21 protein-coding genes are annotated in these 18,493 nt (G+C 43.8%); 6 read left to right on the top strand and 15 right to left on the bottom strand.

Going from position 1 to position 18,493, the window contains the following annotated elements; translation table 11 throughout:
* Window positions 1–132: 132 nt before the first annotated feature.
* The 4 genes from fusA to B3Q46_RS03390 all read right to left on the bottom strand — a co-directional run bounded on the left by fusA (window position 133) and on the right by B3Q46_RS03390 (window position 5,083).
* On the bottom strand, window positions 133–2,268 hold the full coding sequence (gene fusA / locus B3Q46_RS03405) for an elongation factor G (RefSeq protein WP_005234297.1): 2,136 nt from the start codon (window positions 2,266–2,268) through the stop codon (window positions 133–135).
* A gap of 131 nt (window positions 2,269–2,399) precedes the next feature.
* Window positions 2,400–2,870, bottom strand: a complete 471-nt coding sequence (gene rpsG / locus B3Q46_RS03400; RefSeq protein WP_004783282.1) for a 30S ribosomal protein S7 — start codon at window positions 2,868–2,870, stop codon at window positions 2,400–2,402.
* 180 nt (window positions 2,871–3,050) lie between these two features.
* Entirely contained in the window at window positions 3,051–3,425 is a 375-nt protein-coding gene (gene rpsL, locus B3Q46_RS03395; protein WP_004783283.1) for a 30S ribosomal protein S12, read from the bottom strand.
* Between the two features lie 155 nt (window positions 3,426–3,580).
* Window positions 3,581–5,083, bottom strand: coding sequence for an EcsC family protein (locus B3Q46_RS03390; protein ID WP_005234295.1), 1,503 nt, complete (start codon window positions 5,081–5,083; stop codon window positions 3,581–3,583).
* A gap of 275 nt (window positions 5,084–5,358) precedes the next feature.
* On the opposite strand from B3Q46_RS03390, the gene B3Q46_RS03385 reads away from it, so the two are divergent.
* Together B3Q46_RS03385 and B3Q46_RS03380 are read left to right on the top strand one after the other, a co-directional pair.
* Window positions 5,359–6,588 carry a beta-ketoacyl synthase N-terminal-like domain-containing protein gene (locus B3Q46_RS03385; protein WP_005234293.1) on the top strand — a complete coding sequence of 410 codons (1,230 nt, stop codon included), beginning with the start codon at window positions 5,359–5,361 and terminating at the stop codon, window positions 6,586–6,588.
* A gap of 23 nt (window positions 6,589–6,611) precedes the next feature.
* Window positions 6,612–7,064 (top strand): CopD family protein, encoded by a 453-nt coding sequence (locus B3Q46_RS03380; protein WP_005234291.1) that lies wholly within the window; start codon window positions 6,612–6,614, stop codon window positions 7,062–7,064.
* Window positions 7,065–7,119: 55 nt separating this feature from the next.
* On the opposite strand, the gene B3Q46_RS03375 is transcribed toward B3Q46_RS03380, so the two are convergent.
* The 4 genes from B3Q46_RS03375 to B3Q46_RS03360 all read right to left on the bottom strand — a co-directional run bounded on the left by B3Q46_RS03375 (window position 7,120) and on the right by B3Q46_RS03360 (window position 11,544).
* On the bottom strand, window positions 7,120–8,583 hold the full coding sequence (locus B3Q46_RS03375; protein WP_286713436.1) for an amino acid permease: 1,464 nt from the start codon (window positions 8,581–8,583) through the stop codon (window positions 7,120–7,122).
* Window positions 8,584–8,735: 152 nt separating this feature from the next.
* The gene (locus B3Q46_RS03370; RefSeq protein WP_005234286.1) at window positions 8,736–9,098 is read right to left on the bottom strand and encodes a RidA family protein; all 363 of its coding nucleotides are present in this window, start codon (window positions 9,096–9,098) and stop codon (window positions 8,736–8,738) included.
* A gap of 20 nt (window positions 9,099–9,118) precedes the next feature.
* Window positions 9,119–10,249 (bottom strand): alanine racemase, encoded by a 1,131-nt coding sequence (alr, locus tag B3Q46_RS03365; RefSeq protein ID WP_005234284.1) that lies wholly within the window; start codon window positions 10,247–10,249, stop codon window positions 9,119–9,121.
* A gap of 35 nt (window positions 10,250–10,284) precedes the next feature.
* Entirely contained in the window at window positions 10,285–11,544 is a 1,260-nt protein-coding gene (locus tag B3Q46_RS03360) for a D-amino acid dehydrogenase (RefSeq protein WP_005234282.1), read from the bottom strand.
* A gap of 140 nt (window positions 11,545–11,684) precedes the next feature.
* Here B3Q46_RS03360 and B3Q46_RS03355 point away from each other — a divergent pair, with 140 nt between their 5' ends.
* Window positions 11,685–12,152: an Lrp/AsnC ligand binding domain-containing protein gene (locus tag B3Q46_RS03355; RefSeq protein WP_004783295.1), complete on the top strand. Its 468-nt coding sequence runs from the start codon at window positions 11,685–11,687 to the stop codon at window positions 12,150–12,152.
* 124 nt (window positions 12,153–12,276) lie between these two features.
* Here the strand turns inward: B3Q46_RS03355 and lysM are convergent, their stop codons facing one another.
* The 6 genes from lysM to B3Q46_RS03325 form a co-directional block, all read right to left on the bottom strand.
* Complete coding sequence (gene lysM / locus B3Q46_RS03350) at window positions 12,277–12,786, bottom strand: peptidoglycan-binding protein LysM (RefSeq protein WP_005234280.1); 510 nt, start codon at window positions 12,784–12,786, stop codon at window positions 12,277–12,279.
* Window positions 12,787–12,968: 182 nt separating this feature from the next.
* Entirely contained in the window at window positions 12,969–13,205 is a 237-nt protein-coding gene (gene acpP / locus B3Q46_RS03345) for an acyl carrier protein (protein ID WP_004783299.1), read from the bottom strand.
* 86 nt (window positions 13,206–13,291) lie between these two features.
* A complete protein-coding gene (fabG, locus tag B3Q46_RS03340; RefSeq protein WP_004783301.1) occupies window positions 13,292–14,026 on the bottom strand; it encodes a 3-oxoacyl-ACP reductase FabG in 735 nt (244 codons plus the stop codon).
* Complete coding sequence (gene fabD / locus B3Q46_RS03335; protein ID WP_005234277.1) at window positions 14,023–15,009, bottom strand: ACP S-malonyltransferase; 987 nt, start codon at window positions 15,007–15,009, stop codon at window positions 14,023–14,025. Before fabD ends, fabG begins: the two co-directional genes overlap by 4 nt.
* 246 nt (window positions 15,010–15,255) lie before the next feature.
* Window positions 15,256–15,438, bottom strand: a complete 183-nt coding sequence (gene rpmF / locus B3Q46_RS03330; protein ID WP_004783304.1) for a 50S ribosomal protein L32 — start codon at window positions 15,436–15,438, stop codon at window positions 15,256–15,258.
* A 77-nt stretch (window positions 15,439–15,515) separates the two neighbouring features.
* On the bottom strand, window positions 15,516–16,073 hold the full coding sequence (locus B3Q46_RS03325; RefSeq protein ID WP_004783305.1) for a YceD family protein: 558 nt from the start codon (window positions 16,071–16,073) through the stop codon (window positions 15,516–15,518).
* A gap of 99 nt (window positions 16,074–16,172) precedes the next feature.
* On the opposite strand from B3Q46_RS03325, the gene B3Q46_RS03320 reads away from it, so the two are divergent.
* The 3 genes from B3Q46_RS03320 to B3Q46_RS03310 all read left to right on the top strand — a co-directional run bounded on the left by B3Q46_RS03320 (window position 16,173) and on the right by B3Q46_RS03310 (window position 17,846).
* Window positions 16,173–16,835 (top strand): elongation factor P hydroxylase, encoded by a 663-nt coding sequence (locus tag B3Q46_RS03320; RefSeq protein ID WP_005234275.1) that lies wholly within the window; start codon window positions 16,173–16,175, stop codon window positions 16,833–16,835.
* Window positions 16,836–16,919: 84 nt separating this feature from the next.
* On the top strand, window positions 16,920–17,537 hold the full coding sequence (locus B3Q46_RS03315) for an L-threonylcarbamoyladenylate synthase (protein WP_005234273.1): 618 nt from the start codon (window positions 16,920–16,922) through the stop codon (window positions 17,535–17,537).
* A gap of 36 nt (window positions 17,538–17,573) precedes the next feature.
* A complete protein-coding gene (locus B3Q46_RS03310) occupies window positions 17,574–17,846 on the top strand; it encodes a hypothetical protein (protein WP_286713425.1) in 273 nt (90 codons plus the stop codon).
* A gap of 26 nt (window positions 17,847–17,872) precedes the next feature.
* Here B3Q46_RS03310 and B3Q46_RS03305 read toward each other — a convergent pair whose 3' ends face one another.
* Window positions 17,873–18,436: a hypothetical protein gene (locus tag B3Q46_RS03305; RefSeq protein WP_005234271.1), complete on the bottom strand. Its 564-nt coding sequence runs from the start codon at window positions 18,434–18,436 to the stop codon at window positions 17,873–17,875.
* Between the last annotated feature and the right edge of the window lie 57 nt (window positions 18,437–18,493).

The following is an 18,493-nucleotide window of genomic DNA, read 5'->3' as shown; positions in this document are numbered from 1 at the left end:
AACGTGTGGCTTATTACGTTCGAACTTAGCCTTAGCCATGAGATCTTCCTTTTTGAACTGCTCATGCAGGATCACTGCATGAGCGCTTGGTTTTTAACTATGAATTAGTTTGGGCTTATAGTAATCGAAAGATTACTCGTCGTCACCTTTTTTACCGCCAGACTGGAACTTAGAAATGATGCCGTCAGCCACGTTACGTGGAGTTTCAGCATATTTAGCAAATTCCATAGAGTAAGTCGCACGACCTTGAGACATAGAACGCATATGAGTTGCGTAACCAAACATCTCAGCAAGTGGAACTTCAGCTTTAATTGCTTTAGTACCACCAGGTAAATCGTCCATACCCTGAACCATACCACGACGACGGTTTAAGTCACCCATGATATCGCCCATGTAGTCTTCTGGAGTTTCTACTTCAACTTTCATGATAGGTTCAAGAAGAACAGGATCTGCTTTCATGAAACCGTCACGGAAGGCATAAGAACCAGCCATCTTGAACGATAATTCGTCAGAGTCGACATCATGGTAAGAACCGTCGAACAATGTCGCTTTGATGCCAACTACTGGATAACCAGCAAGGACACCATTCTTCATACGTTCTTGGATACCTTTGTCAACTGCACCGAAGAATTCTTTAGGTACCACACCACCTACAACTTCTTCAGCGAATTCGTATTCTTTACCAGCTTCAGGATCAAGCGGTTCTAAACGTACATATACGTGACCGAATTTACCTTTACCACCAGTTTGACGTACGAACTTACCTTCTTGCTCAACAGTCTTTTTGATTGTTTCGCGGTAAGCAACCATTGGTTTACCAATGTTCGCTTCAACGTTGAATTCACGTTTCATACGGTCAACGATGATGTCAAGGTGAAGCTCCCCCATACCAGCAATAATTGTTTGACCAGATTCTTCGTCAGTACGAACGCGGAATGATGGATCTTCCTTAGCCAAACGACCTAAAGCGATAGACATTTTTTCTTGGTCAGCTTTAGTTTTTGGTTCAACAGCCAATGCAATTACTGGCTCTGGGAATTCCATACGTTCTAGAGTGATGATGTTTTTCTCATCACATAGTGTATCACCAGTAGTTACGTCTTTAAGACCTACACACGCAGCGATGTCACCAGCACGGATTTCTTCAACGTCTTGACGATCGTTCGCGTGCATTTGCACGATACGGCCGATACGTTCACGTTTAGATTTAACCGGGTTATAAACAGAGTCACCTTGTTTAAGAACACCAGAATAAACACGTACGAAAGTTAAGTTACCTACGAATTTGTCGTTCATGATTTTGAACGCAAGCGCAGAGAACGGAGCTTCGTCAGATGCTTCACGAGTCGCTTTAGTTTCAGCTTTGTCGTCAAGGATACCTTCGATTGCTTTAACTTCAGTAGGAGACGGCAAGAATTCAATTACTGCGTCCAACATACGTTGAACACCTTTGTTTTTGAACGCTGTACCACAAAGCATTGGTTGAATTTCACAAGCCAATGTTTGAACACGAAGACCAGTAACGATTTGCTCTTTAGTCAAATCGCCATTGTTCAGGTATTCATCCATTAACTCTTCAGAAGCCTCAGCAGCAGCTTCAACCATGTTTGTACGCCATTCTTCAGCAGTTTCTTGAAGATCAGCAGGGATTTCGCCGTACTCGAACTTCATACCTTGTGAAGCTTCGTCCCAAATGATCGCTTTCATTTCGATCAGATCGATAACGCCTTGGAAGTTTTCTTCAGCGCCAACAGGGATTACTACAGGTACAGGGTGCGCACCAAGACGTGTTTTCATTTGTTCAACAACACGGAAGAAGTTTGCACCAGTACGGTCCATCTTGTTCACGAATGCTAAACGAGGCACTTGGTATTTGTTAGCTTGACGCCATACAGTTTCAGACTGAGGTTGTACACCACCTACAGCACAGTAAACCATACATGCACCATCAAGAACACGCATAGAACGCTCAACTTCGATTGTGAAGTCAACGTGTCCCGGGGTATCAATTACGTTGATACGGTGTTCTGGGAACTGCTTAGACATACCTGACCAGAATGTAGTGGTAGCAGCAGAAGTAATGGTAATACCACGTTCTTGCTCTTGCTCCATCCAGTCCATTGTTGCTGCACCATCATGTACTTCACCAATTTTGTGAGATACACCTGTGTAGAACAAGATACGTTCAGTAGTTGTGGTCTTACCCGCATCGATGTGCGCAGAAATACCAATATTACGATAACGAGAAATTGGGGTTTGACGAGCCATGATTTCTTGCATTCCTAAATTTTGTTGTTTAAAACAGGACGCTTTAAGCTGCTGGGCAGCTTAAAGCGATTCGATGACAAAACAGCGAAAACTGGCTCATCATCCTCCTGAATAGGGGCTGTTTTAACCGCTTAGAAGCGATAGTGAGAGAAGGCTTTGTTGGCTTCAGCCATACGGTGCACATCTTCACGTTTTTTAACCGCTGCGCCTTTACCTTCAGCTGCATCAAGCAACTCGCCAGCAAGACGTAAAGCCATAGTTTTTTCAGAACGCTTAGCAGCAGCATCTACTAACCAACGCATAGCCAAGGCAGTACGACGGGATGGGCGCACTTCCATAGGTACCTGGTATGTAGCACCACCAACACGGCGTGCTTTTACTTCGACCATAGGACGAACTTTTTCAAGAGTAGTCTCGAAAAATTCAACTGGGTCTACTTTAGATTTTTCTTGAACGCGGTCTAAAGCACCGTAAACGATACTTTCAGCAATAGATTTTTTACCATCTTGCATTACGTGGTTCATGAATTTAGCGATTGTTTGGCTGCTGAACTTAGGATCCGGAAGGATTTCACGAGCAGCGACTACGCGACGTCTTGGCATTTTAAAACTACCTATAAATATGACACTTCAGGTTAATCCAGCAGTAGCACAAAGTGTCGTGTGCATTCGCTGGCCTTACTACACGTCGCTTGAATTTTCACAAAATTAAATGCAGAAATCAGACAAGCGAGACGATAAAGGATTGCAGTTCTAGCGAAATAAGAACTTAATCTCAAAAGATTATTTCTTAGGACGTTTAGTACCGTATTTAGAACGAGCTTGGTTACGATCTTTAACACCAGCACAGTCTAAAGAACCACGAACGGTATGGTAACGTACACCTGGTAAGTCTTTAACACGACCACCACGGATAAGAACAACACTGTGCTCTTGTAGGTTATGGCCTTCACCACCGATGTAGCTAGAAACTTCGAAACCTGAAGTTAAGCGAACACGGCAAACTTTACGCATTGCTGAGTTAGGTTTTTTAGGTGTAGTTGTGTAAACACGTGTACAAACACCACGGCGCTGTGGACAAGCCTTCAACGCAGGAACTTTAGATTTTTCAACTAAAGTCGTACGACCCTTACGGATCAACTGATTTGTTGTTGCCATGTGGCAATTCTCCCGTTAATAAAAAGCCCCAAAAAAATACTACTTTTTGAGGGCATGCAATTGTATGTCAAGATGCAAAATCGGTCAATATGCCGGAGTCAGGCAAAATACGATCGCATCTCGACTTTAAGCGTTTATTTTATGGCGAAAATCACTTATTTTTTCGATTTCGTGGCAGCATTTTTTGCAACATCTTCCGTAGTTTCCTCAGCTTGCGTTTGTTTGTCTGCAGTCTCGGAGTTTTCAGGCTTGTTTGTATCCGTCTCTTCTTCAGCGGCTGCCTGTAACATTTCTGTGTCATTTTCCTGCAAGCCGAGCTCTTCTTCCAGTGCTGCATCTGCATCAAAAGAATCTTTTGGAATAGCCGGTTTTTGTTCCTGTTTAGCATCGGCGTGTTCAACCAGTTTATCGGTCAATTCATCCAGACCTTCACTGACCTTTTCATCTTTTTTCACTTCAGCTTCTTCCGGGCTCAAGCTTTCCTGCTCTTTCTTAATCAGTTTGACTTGCTTGATAGTTTGATTGCCTTCAATTGGGATTTCTTTATCCAGAATTGGCTTATCTTTATCAGCGGCTGAATGATCAAGATTTTCTATCAGCTTCGGGGTCGCCTGCTGGAGCAGGTCAACGGCTTTTTCATAGGCAGCATATGGCGACAAACCTAGATCCTGATGCTGCTGTAGATACTGACGGGCATGAGAGAATACTTCTTGTGCTTTCTGGTTCACATCATTCACAAAGCGATGACTATAGACTGCACCAATACCTGCACTCGCCAATGGAGTCAATTTGGTTAGCTGCTCTAATAAAGATAGTTTCGGGAAATGGTTCATCCATTCCCACTTCATGCTACCATCCTGATTGCTGAGCCATTTTTTCAGTGTTTCCACATCATTGCTTGATCCAAGCATAGTCTGCAACTGGGAAAGGTCATGTGTTTTCAAAGTACTGCTCAGCGCTTTAAGCCCCATCAACAGCGCCTGTTTTTCTGCAATCAGACTGAGATCAATCTGTCTAAAGATATGCTGTACAATTTCCTGATCGTCTTCCTTGCTCAGGTCAAAACCATAAGAACGTCCCACTTGATAGATAGTACGCAGTGCCATCAGTAAAGAAGCTGGAATATCAATCGCAGTTCCCAATACCCCAGTGACACCACTTACAGCGCCTTGTACCGTCGCCATCCATTTATTTTGTTCAGCAAATGCCTGAGAAATGCGTTGAGAACGCGTAGTGTCCTGAGTTAGTTCTTCCAGATCCTTCGCCCCTGCTTCATTCAGGATGGCATCAACCGAACTCATCTGGTTGCTGAACTGATTCAGGTGATTATAAAAGTAGTCAGATACTTTGTCGGCCAGCTGGGGAGAAACAAAATGCGCGACATTATTCACGGTATTAAAACGACGGCCCAGCAGCTGACGGGAAACATTTGGAAGATGTTCGCGTAGCATGTCTTTGGGATTTTCATATTTTTTTGAAGCAAAAGGGCTTTTGACTTTTGCCGAGCCGTCAACAGCATGATCGGTATTGAAGGTTTTAGTCACAGAATCTGGTGCAACATGATTTAACAGTTCCAAACCTGTTGAACTGAACTTTTTCGCCACTCCAAAGGCATTCGAAATCAGACCATTAGATTGTTTATTATTAGCATTTACCATTTTTTACCTCAGCATACACGTGCTTGTATTTGGTATAAATACTAGGTGTAGTCAGCATTTATCTCAACCTTATTCTGTTTCATTTAGTAAAAGCTCTACACAGTACTTTATAAATTCAACCTACTGTCACACGGCATAACATTTGCCATAAGATTTCAAAAATCTTTCTGCTATGATGTTCTGCATTGTGAAATAGGGGTTAGCGCTATATTTTGCTGTCTTATCAACGCCAGATATCTCCCGCTGCCCCAGAGATAAACTATAAGGATCTGTAGATGAAACGTGTTGTCATCACTGGTATGGGTATTAACTCGTGCATTGGTAATACATTAGAGGATGTGAATCACTCTTTACAAAACGGGATTTCAGGAACACGTTTTAATCCGACTTATGCTGAACTGAATTTCAAGAGCCATGTTAGCGCTGCTGCTGAACAGGATTTTGATGGTATTGACCGTAAGCTGAAACGCTTTATGGGCGTGTGTGCAATGTATGCCTACAATGCTGCTGTGGCTGCTGTTGAACACGCTGGCTTAAAACAGGAAGATCTGGCGAATAATCCACGTTATGGTATTGCGGGTGGTTCAGGTGGCAACTCGACAGCATCTGTAGTAGAAATGACAAAATTGCTGGAAGAAAAAGGTGCGCGTAAAGTTGGCCCATTCTTCGTCCCACGTAACATGTCAAATACCATTACTGCGAACGTCGGTGTGGCATTCAAATTACAAGGGATTGCACACTCGATTACCAGCGCCTGCGCAACTTCTGCCGATGCCATTGGTTATGCTTACAACCTGATTCAATTAGGCAAACAGGATTTAATGCTTGCCGGTGGTGGTGAAGAAGATCACTGGTCTCAAAGCCTGCTGTTTGATGCGATGGGTGCATTGTGCTCTAAATACAACGACACACCTGAAACAGCTTCTCGTCCATATTCAGCAGACCGTGACGGTTTCGTGATTGCTGGTGGTGGCGGTTTTGTGGTGCTTGAGTCACTGGAACATGCTCAGGCACGTGGCGCGAATATTCTGGCTGAAGTTGTGGCTTATGCAGCTAACTCTGATGGTGCTGACATGGTTGCTCCATCTGGCGAAGGTGCAACACGTTGTATCCTGATGGCTCTAGAAGAAGCTAAACAGCATGGCGTAGATAAAATTGACTATGTGAATACACATGGTACTTCTACTCCAGCGGGTGATGTTACTGAACTTAAAGCCATGGCACGTGCCTTCGGTGAAGGTCAGGTTCCTCCACTCAGCTCAACTAAATCTATGACAGGTCACAGCTTAGGTGCTGCAGGTGTACAGGAAGCAATCTACTCTATCCTGATGATGCAAAATGACTTTATTGCACCAAACATCAACGTGACTGAACTGGATGAAGGCGCAAAACCATTTGATATCGTACTTGAAAAACGTGACGCAAAATTGAATACTGTGATGAGTAACAGTTTCGGTTTCGGCGGCGTAAATGCTTGTCTCGTTTTCAAAAAATGGGAAGGCTAAGCCGCCCATTTTAGGGTGACTTGATGGATGCTCCTTCTGATGCTTTCTTGTGGGTAAAAGCATTACATATTATTGCTGTGGTTTGCTGGTTCGCTGCTTTGTTCTATCTGCCACGGCTTTATGTCTACCATGCCATGAGTGAAGATGTCGTAAGTCATCAACGCTTTGAAATTATGGAACGCAAGCTGTATCGCGGGATTATGTGGCCAGCCATGGTCGCCACGCTGATAACAGCACACTTTCTAGTCGATTGGGGTGATGCAACGCGTCATTACCATGAAGCCTTATGGTTCTATCTGAAAGTCGGCCTGGTTGGCTTGCTAGTCATTTACCATTTGATATGTGGTTATTATCGTAAGAAACTGATGGAAAATGCCCATTACAAGTCACACAAGTTCTGGCGCTTCTTTAATGAAATGCCAACGCTGATTTTATTTGCTGTGGTGATTTTAGTGGTTGTAAAACCTACTTTCTAAAATTCCCTAAAATTAAAAAATCCCCGATTGATCGGGGATTTTTTATGTCTGCACTTTATTCTCCGGAGAGAATTTGCTGATGTTTACGAAGACGTGGTTTATACAAAGTATGATAGGTAGTAAACAGAATCACCAACCACAGCGGACTAATCATCAGTGCCTTCATGGTATCTGCTTCCAGACTTAAAACAATTAAGGCAAAGAACAAGAAGATCAACACCAGATAGGACATCCAGATTCCGCCCGGCATCTTGAAGGTCGAAGTGGCATGTTTTTCAGGTTGCTGTTTACGGTAACGGATATAACACACCATAATCAGCCCCCAGATACTGATAAACAGAATCACACAGAGTGAGCTGGCCAGCGTAAAGGCTTCCATCGTGTTCGGCACAAAATACTGGAAAGCTGCACCCGCCATAATAAAGGNNGCTCCCCCCGCCATAATAAAGGCACAGGAAAATAACAGACCTTTAGCCGGAACTGCACGACTTGAAAGCTCAGCCAAAGCCTGGGGTGCCTGACCATCACGTGCCAGACCAAACAGCATCCGGCTGGTAGAGAACACGCCACTGTTCATGGAAGACATTACAGAAGACAGCACCACCAGATTCATGATAATGGCTGATACGGGAATACCGGCATGCAAGAAAAGAGTCACAAAAGGACTTTGATCAGCAGGAATTTCTACCCACGGCGTTACAGACATAATCACCAGCAGAGACAATACATAGAACAGGATGATTCGTGTAGGAATCGCATTCACTGCTTTAGGCAAGTTCTTTTCCGGATCCTTGGTTTCAGCCGCCATCGTACCCAGCAGTTCCACACCTACGAAAGCAAACATCGCAATCTGGAAGCCGGCAAGAAAGCCCATAGTGCCCTTAGGGAACATACCATTATAGGCCCAGACATTGGTCAGGCTGGCAGCCGATCCACTTGGTGCCTGGAAGTCGCTGAAGATCATATATCCGCCAATCACAATCAGGCCCAGAATCGCCAGAATTTTAATCAGGGCGAACCAGAACTCGATTTCACCAAACAGCTTCACGGTCAGCAGGTTAATTCCCAGTACCAGCAATACACAGCCCGCACTGATCATGGCCTGCCCCATGGGTGTAAAAGCCATATCGGGTGGCAGCCAGAAATTCAGATAATTGATAATTGCCGCTAAGTCGGCAATACCGACCAGAATCCAGCCCAGCCAGTACGACCAGCCAATATAATAGCCAGCCCCCGGACCAATCAGGTCATGCGCCATATCAATGAAGGATTTATAGTGCAAATTGGATAACAGGATTTCCCCTAATGCACGCATCAGGAAAAAGAACATGGCTCCAATAATCATATATATAAACAAGATTGAAGGCCCTGCCAGTGCAATCGTTTTACCAGAACCCATGAACAGGCCTGTACCAATGGCACCACCAATGGCAATTAACTGCAAATGGCGGTTAGAGAGCTTACGTTGTAATTCATGGGGAGATGATGATGCATCATCTTTAGAAGAGACTGTATTCATATTCGGTTCCTTTTTCACATCAAGCCTTCGCTTATCTGATCGGATTTCTTCCTGAAATCCTGATTGCAGATGCAGTTTCATTTAATGGATTAAATGATCAGGCCTGATATGCTTACAAAATCAAGTTGGGAGATATAAAAATCTGAAACAACTTAAGGGAGCGCTGCAATCACTGCAATTTCAATTAACCAGGCGGGATTCACCAAATCCGCCTGAATGGTTGCGCGTGCTGGTGTACCACATCCCTCGAGCCATTCAATCCAGAGCGCATTGACGGTTTGAAAGTCTTCCAGGTTTTTAACAAAGAGCTGTGCAGATAACAGACGGCTTTTGTCTGTACCTGCCAGTTTAAGGAGTTGATCAATCTTCATGAGCACTTCACGTGTTTGACCATGAATATCCAGACTGATGCTGTCAGGCACCTGCCCTGACAAATACACGGTTTGATTATGAATGGTGACAGCACTCATCACCTGATTGCTGTTCAAACGCTGAATATCTATATGTTCCGTCATAATTTTATCCTCTCTTATTTCTAATATTTGTTTAATCTTAAACTTTCAATCTGCACGGGCACACGTTGGGTGATGGCACACATCAGCTCATAGCCAACCGTACCCGAACCCGCGGCTACTTCATCAATCGGTAATACTGTGCCGTGAATGGATTGTCCCCACAGCACAACTTCGCTACCAATCTGTGCATCCGGGACAGAATCCAGATCAACCGCCAGCATATCCATACTGACGCGACCAATCGTTTGGGTTCGAATCCCATCTACCAAAACCGGTGTTCCAGTTTGTGTGATTCGCTGATAACCATCCGCATAACCACAGGCCACAATTCCAATCTGCATATCCTGCCCAACTATAAAAGTAGAGCCATAACCGATGCTGTCTCCTGCCCGAACCTGCTGAATTGCGATCAGTTCGCTACGCAGAGTCATGGTCGGCTTTAAGTTCCAGTGATCAATCGTATGGGCGGGATAGTCAGGTGAACTGCCGTAAAGCATGATGCCGCTACGTACAATGTCTGACTGTATATGCTGATGATGGCGCAGAATGGCGGCACTATTGCTGAGTGAGGTTTTGCCCGGCAGATTTTGAATGGTTTCGATAAAGACCAGTTGTTGATGTTCAATACCTTCCTGTCCAAGTCGCATGCCATCCGCATCGGAAAAATGTGTCATATGACTAATAGAGCGTACTTGCTGAATATTTTTTAATTCCTGAAAAGCGGAAGGATACTGCTCAGGTAAAAAACCGAGCCGGTTCATTCCGCTATTCATTTTTAAAAAGACATCAAACTGTACGTCTGGCTGTAATTGGACAAAGGTTTTTAACCATTCCAGTTGATGCTGGGCATGAATTGCAAAACCCATCTCATACTTGGCGCAGTCGAATAAATCTTCAAAGCCAAAAATGCCTTCCAGCAACAATAAGGGCTTGTCACAGCCCAAGGCACGCAAACGCTTTCCTTCAGTAAGATCCAGAAAGGCAAAACCATCAGCACTTTTTAATGCGGCATAAACCCGCTCTATGCCGTGCCCATAGGCATCAGCTTTAACTACTGCAAAGACCTGGCTTTGAGGTGCGCAGGAATGTGCAACTTGCAGGTTATGTTGCAATGCCTGTTGATGAATAACCGCGTGTATTGGACGTGGCATAAATTTCTTCCCTGAAACTGATAATCCTTAAAAGCTTAAGCAACCTGCTGATAACGATTCAGCGACAAGCCTTCAGTACTAATTTCAGGTGCTTGACCCAGTACCAAATCACTGATCAGCTTTCCTGAGCCACATGCCATGGTCCAGCCCAGCGTACCGTGTCCGGTATTCAGGAACAGATTGTTAAAGCGTGTCGGTCCAATAATTGGTGTGCTATCTGGAGTCATTGGACGTAAGCCGGTCCAGAAACTGGCCTGCGCCATGTCACCACCCGGGAACAGGTCACGAGTGACCATTTCCAAGGTTGCACGGCGATCCTCATTCAGGCCCAAATTAAAGCCTGTTAGCTCTGCCATACCACCGACACGGATACGCTGATCAAAACGAGTCAATGCAATCTTGTAAGTTTCATCCAGCACAGTCGATTGTGGTGCATGAGTCTGATCCACAATTGGAATGGTCAATGAATAACCTTTGACTGGATATACCGGCAGATCCAGGTGTAACGGCTTCAGAAAATCACGGGAATAGCTGCCGAAAGCCAGTACATATCTATCTGCGGTCAACACCTGACCATTGACCAGTACACCTTTAATCTGGTCGCCTTCAAATAGCAGTTTTTCAACATGCTGGTTAAACTTGAATTGTACGCCCATGCCTTTGGCGTAATTGGCCAGTGCATTGGTAAACAGGTAGCAATCACCGGTTTCATCATTTGGCAGATGCAAACCACCCACCAGTTTATCTTTAGCTTCTGCCAGTGCCGGTTCAACTTTGGCTAGCTGCTCACGATCCAGCAACTCAAAATCCACGCCGGTTTCTTTCAGCACTTCGATATCACGTTGCACTGCATCGAGCTGTGCTTCCTTACGGAAAATCTGCAACGTTCCTTTAGAACGGTTTTCATAAGAGATGCCGATATCACGACGTAGATTACGTAAACAGTCACGGCTATATTCAGCGACCCGCACCATACGTTCTTTATTCACTGCATAATGCTGAGCATTACAGTTTTTCAGCATCTGGGCCATCCACTGTAGCTGCCACAGACTACCATCAACATTAATAGCCAATGGTGCATGATGCTGAAACATCCACTTCACTGCTTTAAATGGAATGCCAGGTGCTGCCCACGGTGTCGAATAACCAGGAGAAATCTGGCCTGCATTGCCAAAACTGGTTTCTTCAGCTGGACCTGCCTGACGATCAAGGACAGTCACTTCTGCTCCCTGCTGCGCAAGATAGTAGGCACTTGTTACACCAATGACACCACCACCTAATACAATTACGCGCATGACATTACCCTCAATGACATTTATAGTTTATTTCACCAGTATATTTTTGGATCAATAGTGAATTTCACTGTTTTAAACTGATATATTCAGCAAATCCACTAGATTTTTCGCGTCATTTTTAAAAATTAAGGGAATAATAGATGCGTAAATTAGACCGCATTGATCGCATGATTTTAGATATCCTGCAGCGCGATGGGCGCATTGCAATCAGTGAACTCGCCTCCCGAGTCAACCTCTCCACCACACCCTGTTCCGAGCGGGTCAAGCGACTGGAACGCGATGGAATCATCATGGGTTACCATGCCCGGCTCAATCCGGAAAAACTGGAAAAGAACCTGCTGGTGTTTCTGGAAATCAAACTTTCTGCCAAATCGGGCGATGTATTTGAACAGGTCGCGCGTGACTTAAGTGAAATTCCTGAAGTACTGGAATGTCATCTGATCTCGGGAGATTTTGATTATCTGGTGAAAGCACGCCTAAAGGAAATGAGTGCTTACCGGCGTCTGCTTGGGGATTTATTAAAAAAGCTCCCCTCTTCTGCTTCCTCACATAGTTATGTGGTTATGGAAGAAGTAAAGGAAAGTTCATATCTGGATGTAGGAATCTAATTCTGACAAGGGTTCAAGTGGTAGATACAACAAAACCCCATAAGGGGCTTTGTTGTGAACCGTTTATCTGAATTAGATAAGTTTAAAATAAAATTTTATTATTTATATTGATGATTATCTAAAACTAGGCAGGAATACGTAGTACCTGACCCGGGAAAATATCATCCGCATTTTTTAGTAAAGGGCGATTTGCCTCGAAAATCTTGTTGTACTGGTTGGCATCACCATAAAATTCTTTCGAAATTTTAGATAAGGTATCACCCGATTTAACCGTATAGAACTTACTTTGAGGTTCCGGATTCGCTACAGTCAGCTGGTCATCTACTTTAGCAACATGATCAACATTTCCTACTGCTAAAATAATCTTTTCACGATCCGCCTGACTTTGTACCTGTCCGCGTACGGTTGCCAGATCTGAGGTTGAGTTATAGCTGATCGACAATCCTGTAATTGGCAGTCCTAGGCTTTTAACATGGCCTAATAATTTGTTCGCTATTTCCTGTGCAGAAGGTTCAGCCGATGCTGCTTTAGGTGCAGCGGCAGGTGCCTGTTGAGTTGCTGCCGGTGTTTGTTGTGGCTCCGCAGCTGCAGTGTTCTTTTTACCAATGCCTTTTACAAAATCAAAAAGACCCATAGTGGACTCCATTCTTGTTATTCATCAGATCATTCTTATTTGTACAAGGAAAGCAGCAGATACAAAGTTAGTCATTGGTAAGCAAAAGGTTATCGATTGTAAAATCACCCTATCTCTATTCTATAGGTACAAAAAAACCACCTTGCGGTGGTCTTTAGGTTCAGCAAAGCTGAAAATCAGTATTAACCAAGTTTTTTAGTAACATAGTCAATAGCAGATTGAACAGTTGTGATTTCATTAGAATCTTCATCAGGAATAGTGATGTCGAAGTCATTTTCGAAAGACATAACAAGTTCAACTAGGTCTAGAGAGTCAGCACCTAAGTCATCCATGAAAGATGCTTCGTTTTTAATCTCTTCGACTTTGATACCAAGTTGTTCTGCAACCGCTTGTTTAACGCGTTGTTCGATATCGCTCACAGGAATTCTCCTCATTGCTTGTGGCGTTTTTAATGCCGTTAGTTTAATTGAATCTATAAAATTTGGAAAGTTAATACATGTGCCGTTTAGCTCATGTATAAACCACCATTAACGTGAATGACTGTACCTGTAATGTAACTGGCTTTGTCCGATGCCAGGAAACTTACGGCATTCGCGATATCTTGTGGATCACCTAAACGGTTTAAAGCCACTTGATCACTCATTTTTTTGCGAATTTCTTCACTTAACTGTTCAGTCATTTCAGTTGCGATAAAGCCAGGTGCAACAGCATTGACTGTAATCTGACGACTACCCATTTCTTTAGCCAGACTGCGACCAAATGCTTCAATACCTGCTTTGGCAGCTGAATAGTTCGCCTGACCTGGGTTAGCAAAATGCGCCACCACAGAACTGATATTAATGATACGGCCGAAACGTGCCTTGGTCATACCTTTCAGCACACGTTTAGATAAACGATAAACGGCTTTCAGATGGATGTTTAAAATATCATCCCAGTCGTCTTCCGACATGCGTAATAACAGGTTGTCTTTGGTAATACCGGCATTATTCACCAGTACCAGCACAGGACCATAGTTTTGCTCAATATCGCTGACCAGTGCATCAATCGCAGCACCATCACGTACATCTAGAACTTTACCGGCACCATTTTCAGCAAATTGTGCGTTAAGTTTCTCTGCACCCGCTTCAGAAGTCGCAGTACCTACGACAAAATAACCGTCTTGAATTAATTGTTGTGCAATTGCAGCACCAATGCCGCGGCTTGCACCTGTCACCAAGGCAACTTTACGTTCCTGTGTCATGCAATTTTCCCTTCTGCCACCAATACGGTGTTCAACGCATCTTCCAGACGAGATTGAGTATCTAATGGAAGTGCTTTTTCGATATTCGGTAAACGTTTTGCCATATTGGCCAGTACATTACCTGGGCCACATTCTACAATGTACTCAACGCCTTCATCTTGAAGGAATTGTAGTGTTTTAGTCCATTGTACTGACTCATACAGCTGCTCAGTCAAAGCCTGACGAAGTTCAGTCACGTTCGCAGCTGCTTTTGCGCCTACATTTTGTAATACAGGTATGCGTGGCATCTCAATGGCAGTTTGTTCCAAAGCTGTTGCAAACTGCTCAGCGGCAGGTTTCATCAGTGAACAATGTGAAGGAACTGAAACTGGCAGTGCAATCGCTTTACCGCCATTTTCTTTGGCCAGTACCATCACGGCTTCTACGCGTTCTTTATTACCAGCAACTACGACTTGCCCCTGAGCATTATAGTTGGCTGCTTCAACTGAACCTTCGCCTGCTGCTGTTGCTTGTGCACAAAGCTCGATCACTTTGGCATCATCTAGACCCAGAATCGCCGCCATTGCACCTACGCCTTGAGGTACAGCAGTTTGCATCAACTTACCACGCAGGTTCACTAGCTTGACTGCATCACCCAGACTTAAAGCACCCGCTGCAACTAACGCGCTGTATTCACCGAGTGAATGGCCCGCCATATATTTTGGTGCTACTCCACCCAGCTCTAACCATACACGCCATAAAGCGATTGATGCTGTTAATAGTACCGGTTGAGTAAATTCGGTTTGATCCAGACCTTCACCCGTCTGTGCAATCTGCCACAGATCAAAACCCACCGCTTCAGATGCTTCAGCAAATGTATCGCGGATACCACTAAACTGTTCTGCAAGTTCAGCGAGCATGCCGACTTTTTGTGAACCCTGACCTGGGAACACAAATGCAGTTTTAGTTGCTTGAGCTGCTTGTTCGAGTTGTTTAGCAGACATAAATAAAATCCTTTCATTCAAGAGGTGCGAATCTTTTCTTAGACCTGAAAATTAGCCGATCAGATCACCTTACCCATTGTGGAGCGCAATTTAACACGTAATTTTGGCTTGGGTAATTGCCAAATACAACAAAAACCGCGACTTCACATGACGACCGCAAAACCTGGAGATAAAATCAGGCATAAAAAAAGGGAGCTTAACGCTCCCATTTTTTCTACTAAGCTTTAACGCTTAATACATCATCAATTATTCAGCAGATGCTTTAGCGAATAATTGACGACCACGGTAGATACCATCTTTAGATACGTGGTGACGACGATGAGTTTCACCAGTAGTTTGGTCTACAGTTAATGCATTCTCAGTTAAAGCGTCATGTGAACGGCGCATGTCACGGCGAGAGCGACTTTTACGGTTTTGCTGAACGGCCATGATGGCTCCTTACAAATATCGAAAAAATGGATCAGAACAAATTCGATTGTCTTATACGCATGAGTATAACACAAAAATTAGTTAAGTTTACCCTTCAAAGCTGCCAAAACTTCAAACGGATTATCCCGTTTTTCTTCAACAACTTCTTCTGCGGCAGGTTGATGCTTATGCTCACAAACGTCATGCTTAGGAGACAGCGGCATCAACAATAACAATTCATCTTCTATCAGTGCGAGCAAGTCAGCGGTGGCAGGTGCATCATATGAACCTTTCGTCGTTGCTTCACTTTCACCTAAGACGATGAAATCAGCATCCTCATCCAAGCGCTCTATCAGTGACTCATCATCCACCAGAGCTAGATGAAAATCTGAAACGAGTTCGATTTCAACGGTCTCCAGACAACGCTGGCATTCCATTGGAACTTTCGTTTCAACATGACCATCCAACCATGCAATGCGATGATAGGCATCCATTGATAGCTTACAGTCTATGTTAATCAATTGATCATCAATTGATCCAACAGCTTCACGAGCAATACGAACAAAGCGAGATAAAGGCAGTTGACCTGACCATTTAAAGCCCTGTTCAGCCCATTTAAACGGCTCAATCTGTGCCGGAAAGGTATTTGCTGACATAATTAAGGCGGCAATTCTACAAATTCATCAGAACTCTGTCAAAGATTAAGATACAATTTTGTACTTATTTTTAGACAGACCAATTGGGTAATTTCAGTCATGCATCTGTTGCAGCCGCAAACAGAAGTGAATGTTTCATCACTCGTTAGCACACTTTCAACCTCCGATTCTGACAGCTCACTACAGCAAGTGCAACGCTTACCGTGGGCGAATTTATCCTCAGAAGCGGAACAGGTTGATTGGCTCATCTTACACTTTAATCACTGGTTTTCCCACCTAAATGTCACTTTAGTCCGTGGTGATTTTGAACCGGAGTATTTCCCGGCAACAAAAGATAGCCCTGCCCAGATCCAGTTTGCGCATGGCTTCTTTAATAGTGCTCTGCATGAAATCAGTCACTGGACTATTGCCGGTGACAAGCGCCGTCTGCTGCCAGATCTGGGCTACTGGTATGCGCCAGATGGCCGTACCCAGGAACAGCAGGCATTATTTGAGCAGGTCGAAATCAAGCCACAAGCGATTGAATGGATGTTCTCCAAAGCATTTGGCCGTAAGTTCCGTGTGTCTCTGGATAATTTAACCGGTGATGGTGGCGATGGTTCCAGCTTTAAAGATAATGTCTATACCCAGGTGCAACGCTATTTTAGTGGTGAAGCCAAACTGCCACGTGATGCCAAACGCTTCATTGATTGTATCTGTGTCTGCATCCGTGCGGGCAAAAGTTTACAATCTGATGAATTTCAACGTGAAATGCTTGATTAAATTACACAAATCTACCTGTTTGTCATTGTTACTTTATACAAAGGCATTTCATAATAAGTTTAAGGCAGGTTGGAAGGAATATTTATGCTGCATTTACGTGTACACCCAGATAATCCGCAAGCTCGTTTGATCAGTCAGGCGGTAGAACGTATTCGTGCCGGTGATGTTGTGGTTTATCCGACCGATGCAGCCTATGCAATTGGCTGCCAGATTGGTAATAAACATGCGATGGAGCGAATCGCGCAGATTCGTGGTCTAGGACCTAAGCACCAATATGCCATTATCTGCTGTGACTTATCCGATCTTGCGACTTATGCTAAAGTCGACAATGCCGTCTATCGTTTGCTGAAAAATAATACACCTGCTGTGACCACGTTTATTCTTCCGGCAACCAGCGAAGTGCCTAAACGTTTAATGCATCCAAAGAAAAAAACCATTGGTTTGCGTATCCCTACCAATCCTGTGTGCCAGATGCTGCTTCAAGAGCTGGGCGAACCTTTATTAACCTCTACCCTGATTCTTCCAGACCACACCGATCCTCTTGATGATCCTTATGACATTGAAATGCAACTCGGCAAACGGATTGATGTCTTTATTGATAGTGGTCTAGGAACTTTAAGTACGACTTCTATTGTGGATTTATCAGGAGATCAGCCTGAAGTGATCCGTCGTGGTGTCGGTGATGTAAGTGCTTTTGAATAATTAAGAGGTCTTAATCCAGTTTCAGGAGGAAATAAAGTGAATCTGTTTTATCTCCTGCTGAACTTGGATGAATTTCCTGCCAATCATCTAATCTATGCCGAACTGCCTTGGACACTCGAATCCAAGGCAATATCTATCGATAAAAATTCCAAGCCAGAATTAAATCTGAATATCAACAATATTGAATACTCATACTTTCTTGAGATGGCGATGGCAAGAAAGCTTTTACAAGTTTATTCAACGAACAATGTTTGTCTGGCAGATACCTGCCAACGTGTCATCGAATATGTATTGCGAGAGCAGAATTAAAATAACCTGATCACGCATGCCAAGATTTAATAGCTCGCTGCACGATCCTGAGTAGATGTACTGACCGCTGGTGCAACCGAAGGAACCTGATTATTCAAACTTGGCATTGGGGGTAACGGATCACCTTCTTTATAATGTTTTAACTGCAAGAAGTTTGGACATTCCGACAGTTTTTGCTGATGAGTTGCAAGTTCAGCACCAAACCTGTTTTTGACTGAAACATGAAAAGTGATTTGATCCTCTTCAAGCACATTCAATAACGCAGTCCGGGCTTTGGATTCCATAGTCCTAAAAGAATCAATGGAATTACAGCTCATGGTTTTGACCATCGCAGTAACACCATCGGGTAAATCTTTACCCGTATAAAGCGTATTACGCATATAGAAACGAATATGAGGGTACTGGTCCAGTACGCTAAAATCCAGTTTCATGGCCTGCATCACTGGTTTAGCCTGCTCAACAAAGCCGGAAAAACCGCCAGACTTCAAATTGGTACGCATTTCATTTTCAAGCTGCATGAGCTGATATTGAGGATAGCCCCAGAATACCCCTAAGCCGATGACGCCGATTAACACAAGTATGATTGGCATTTTTATAATTAACCTGATCTATGATTATTATTTATCATAGGACTTACGCATTGACGG

Origin of the sequence: Acinetobacter sp. UBA2581 (assembly GCF_002339435.1) — a bacterium.
Classification (GTDB): domain Bacteria; phylum Pseudomonadota; class Gammaproteobacteria; order Pseudomonadales; family Moraxellaceae; genus Acinetobacter; species Acinetobacter variabilis.
The sequence above is the reverse complement of the archived record's forward strand: the minus strand, read 5'-3'. Positions and strand labels throughout refer to the sequence as shown.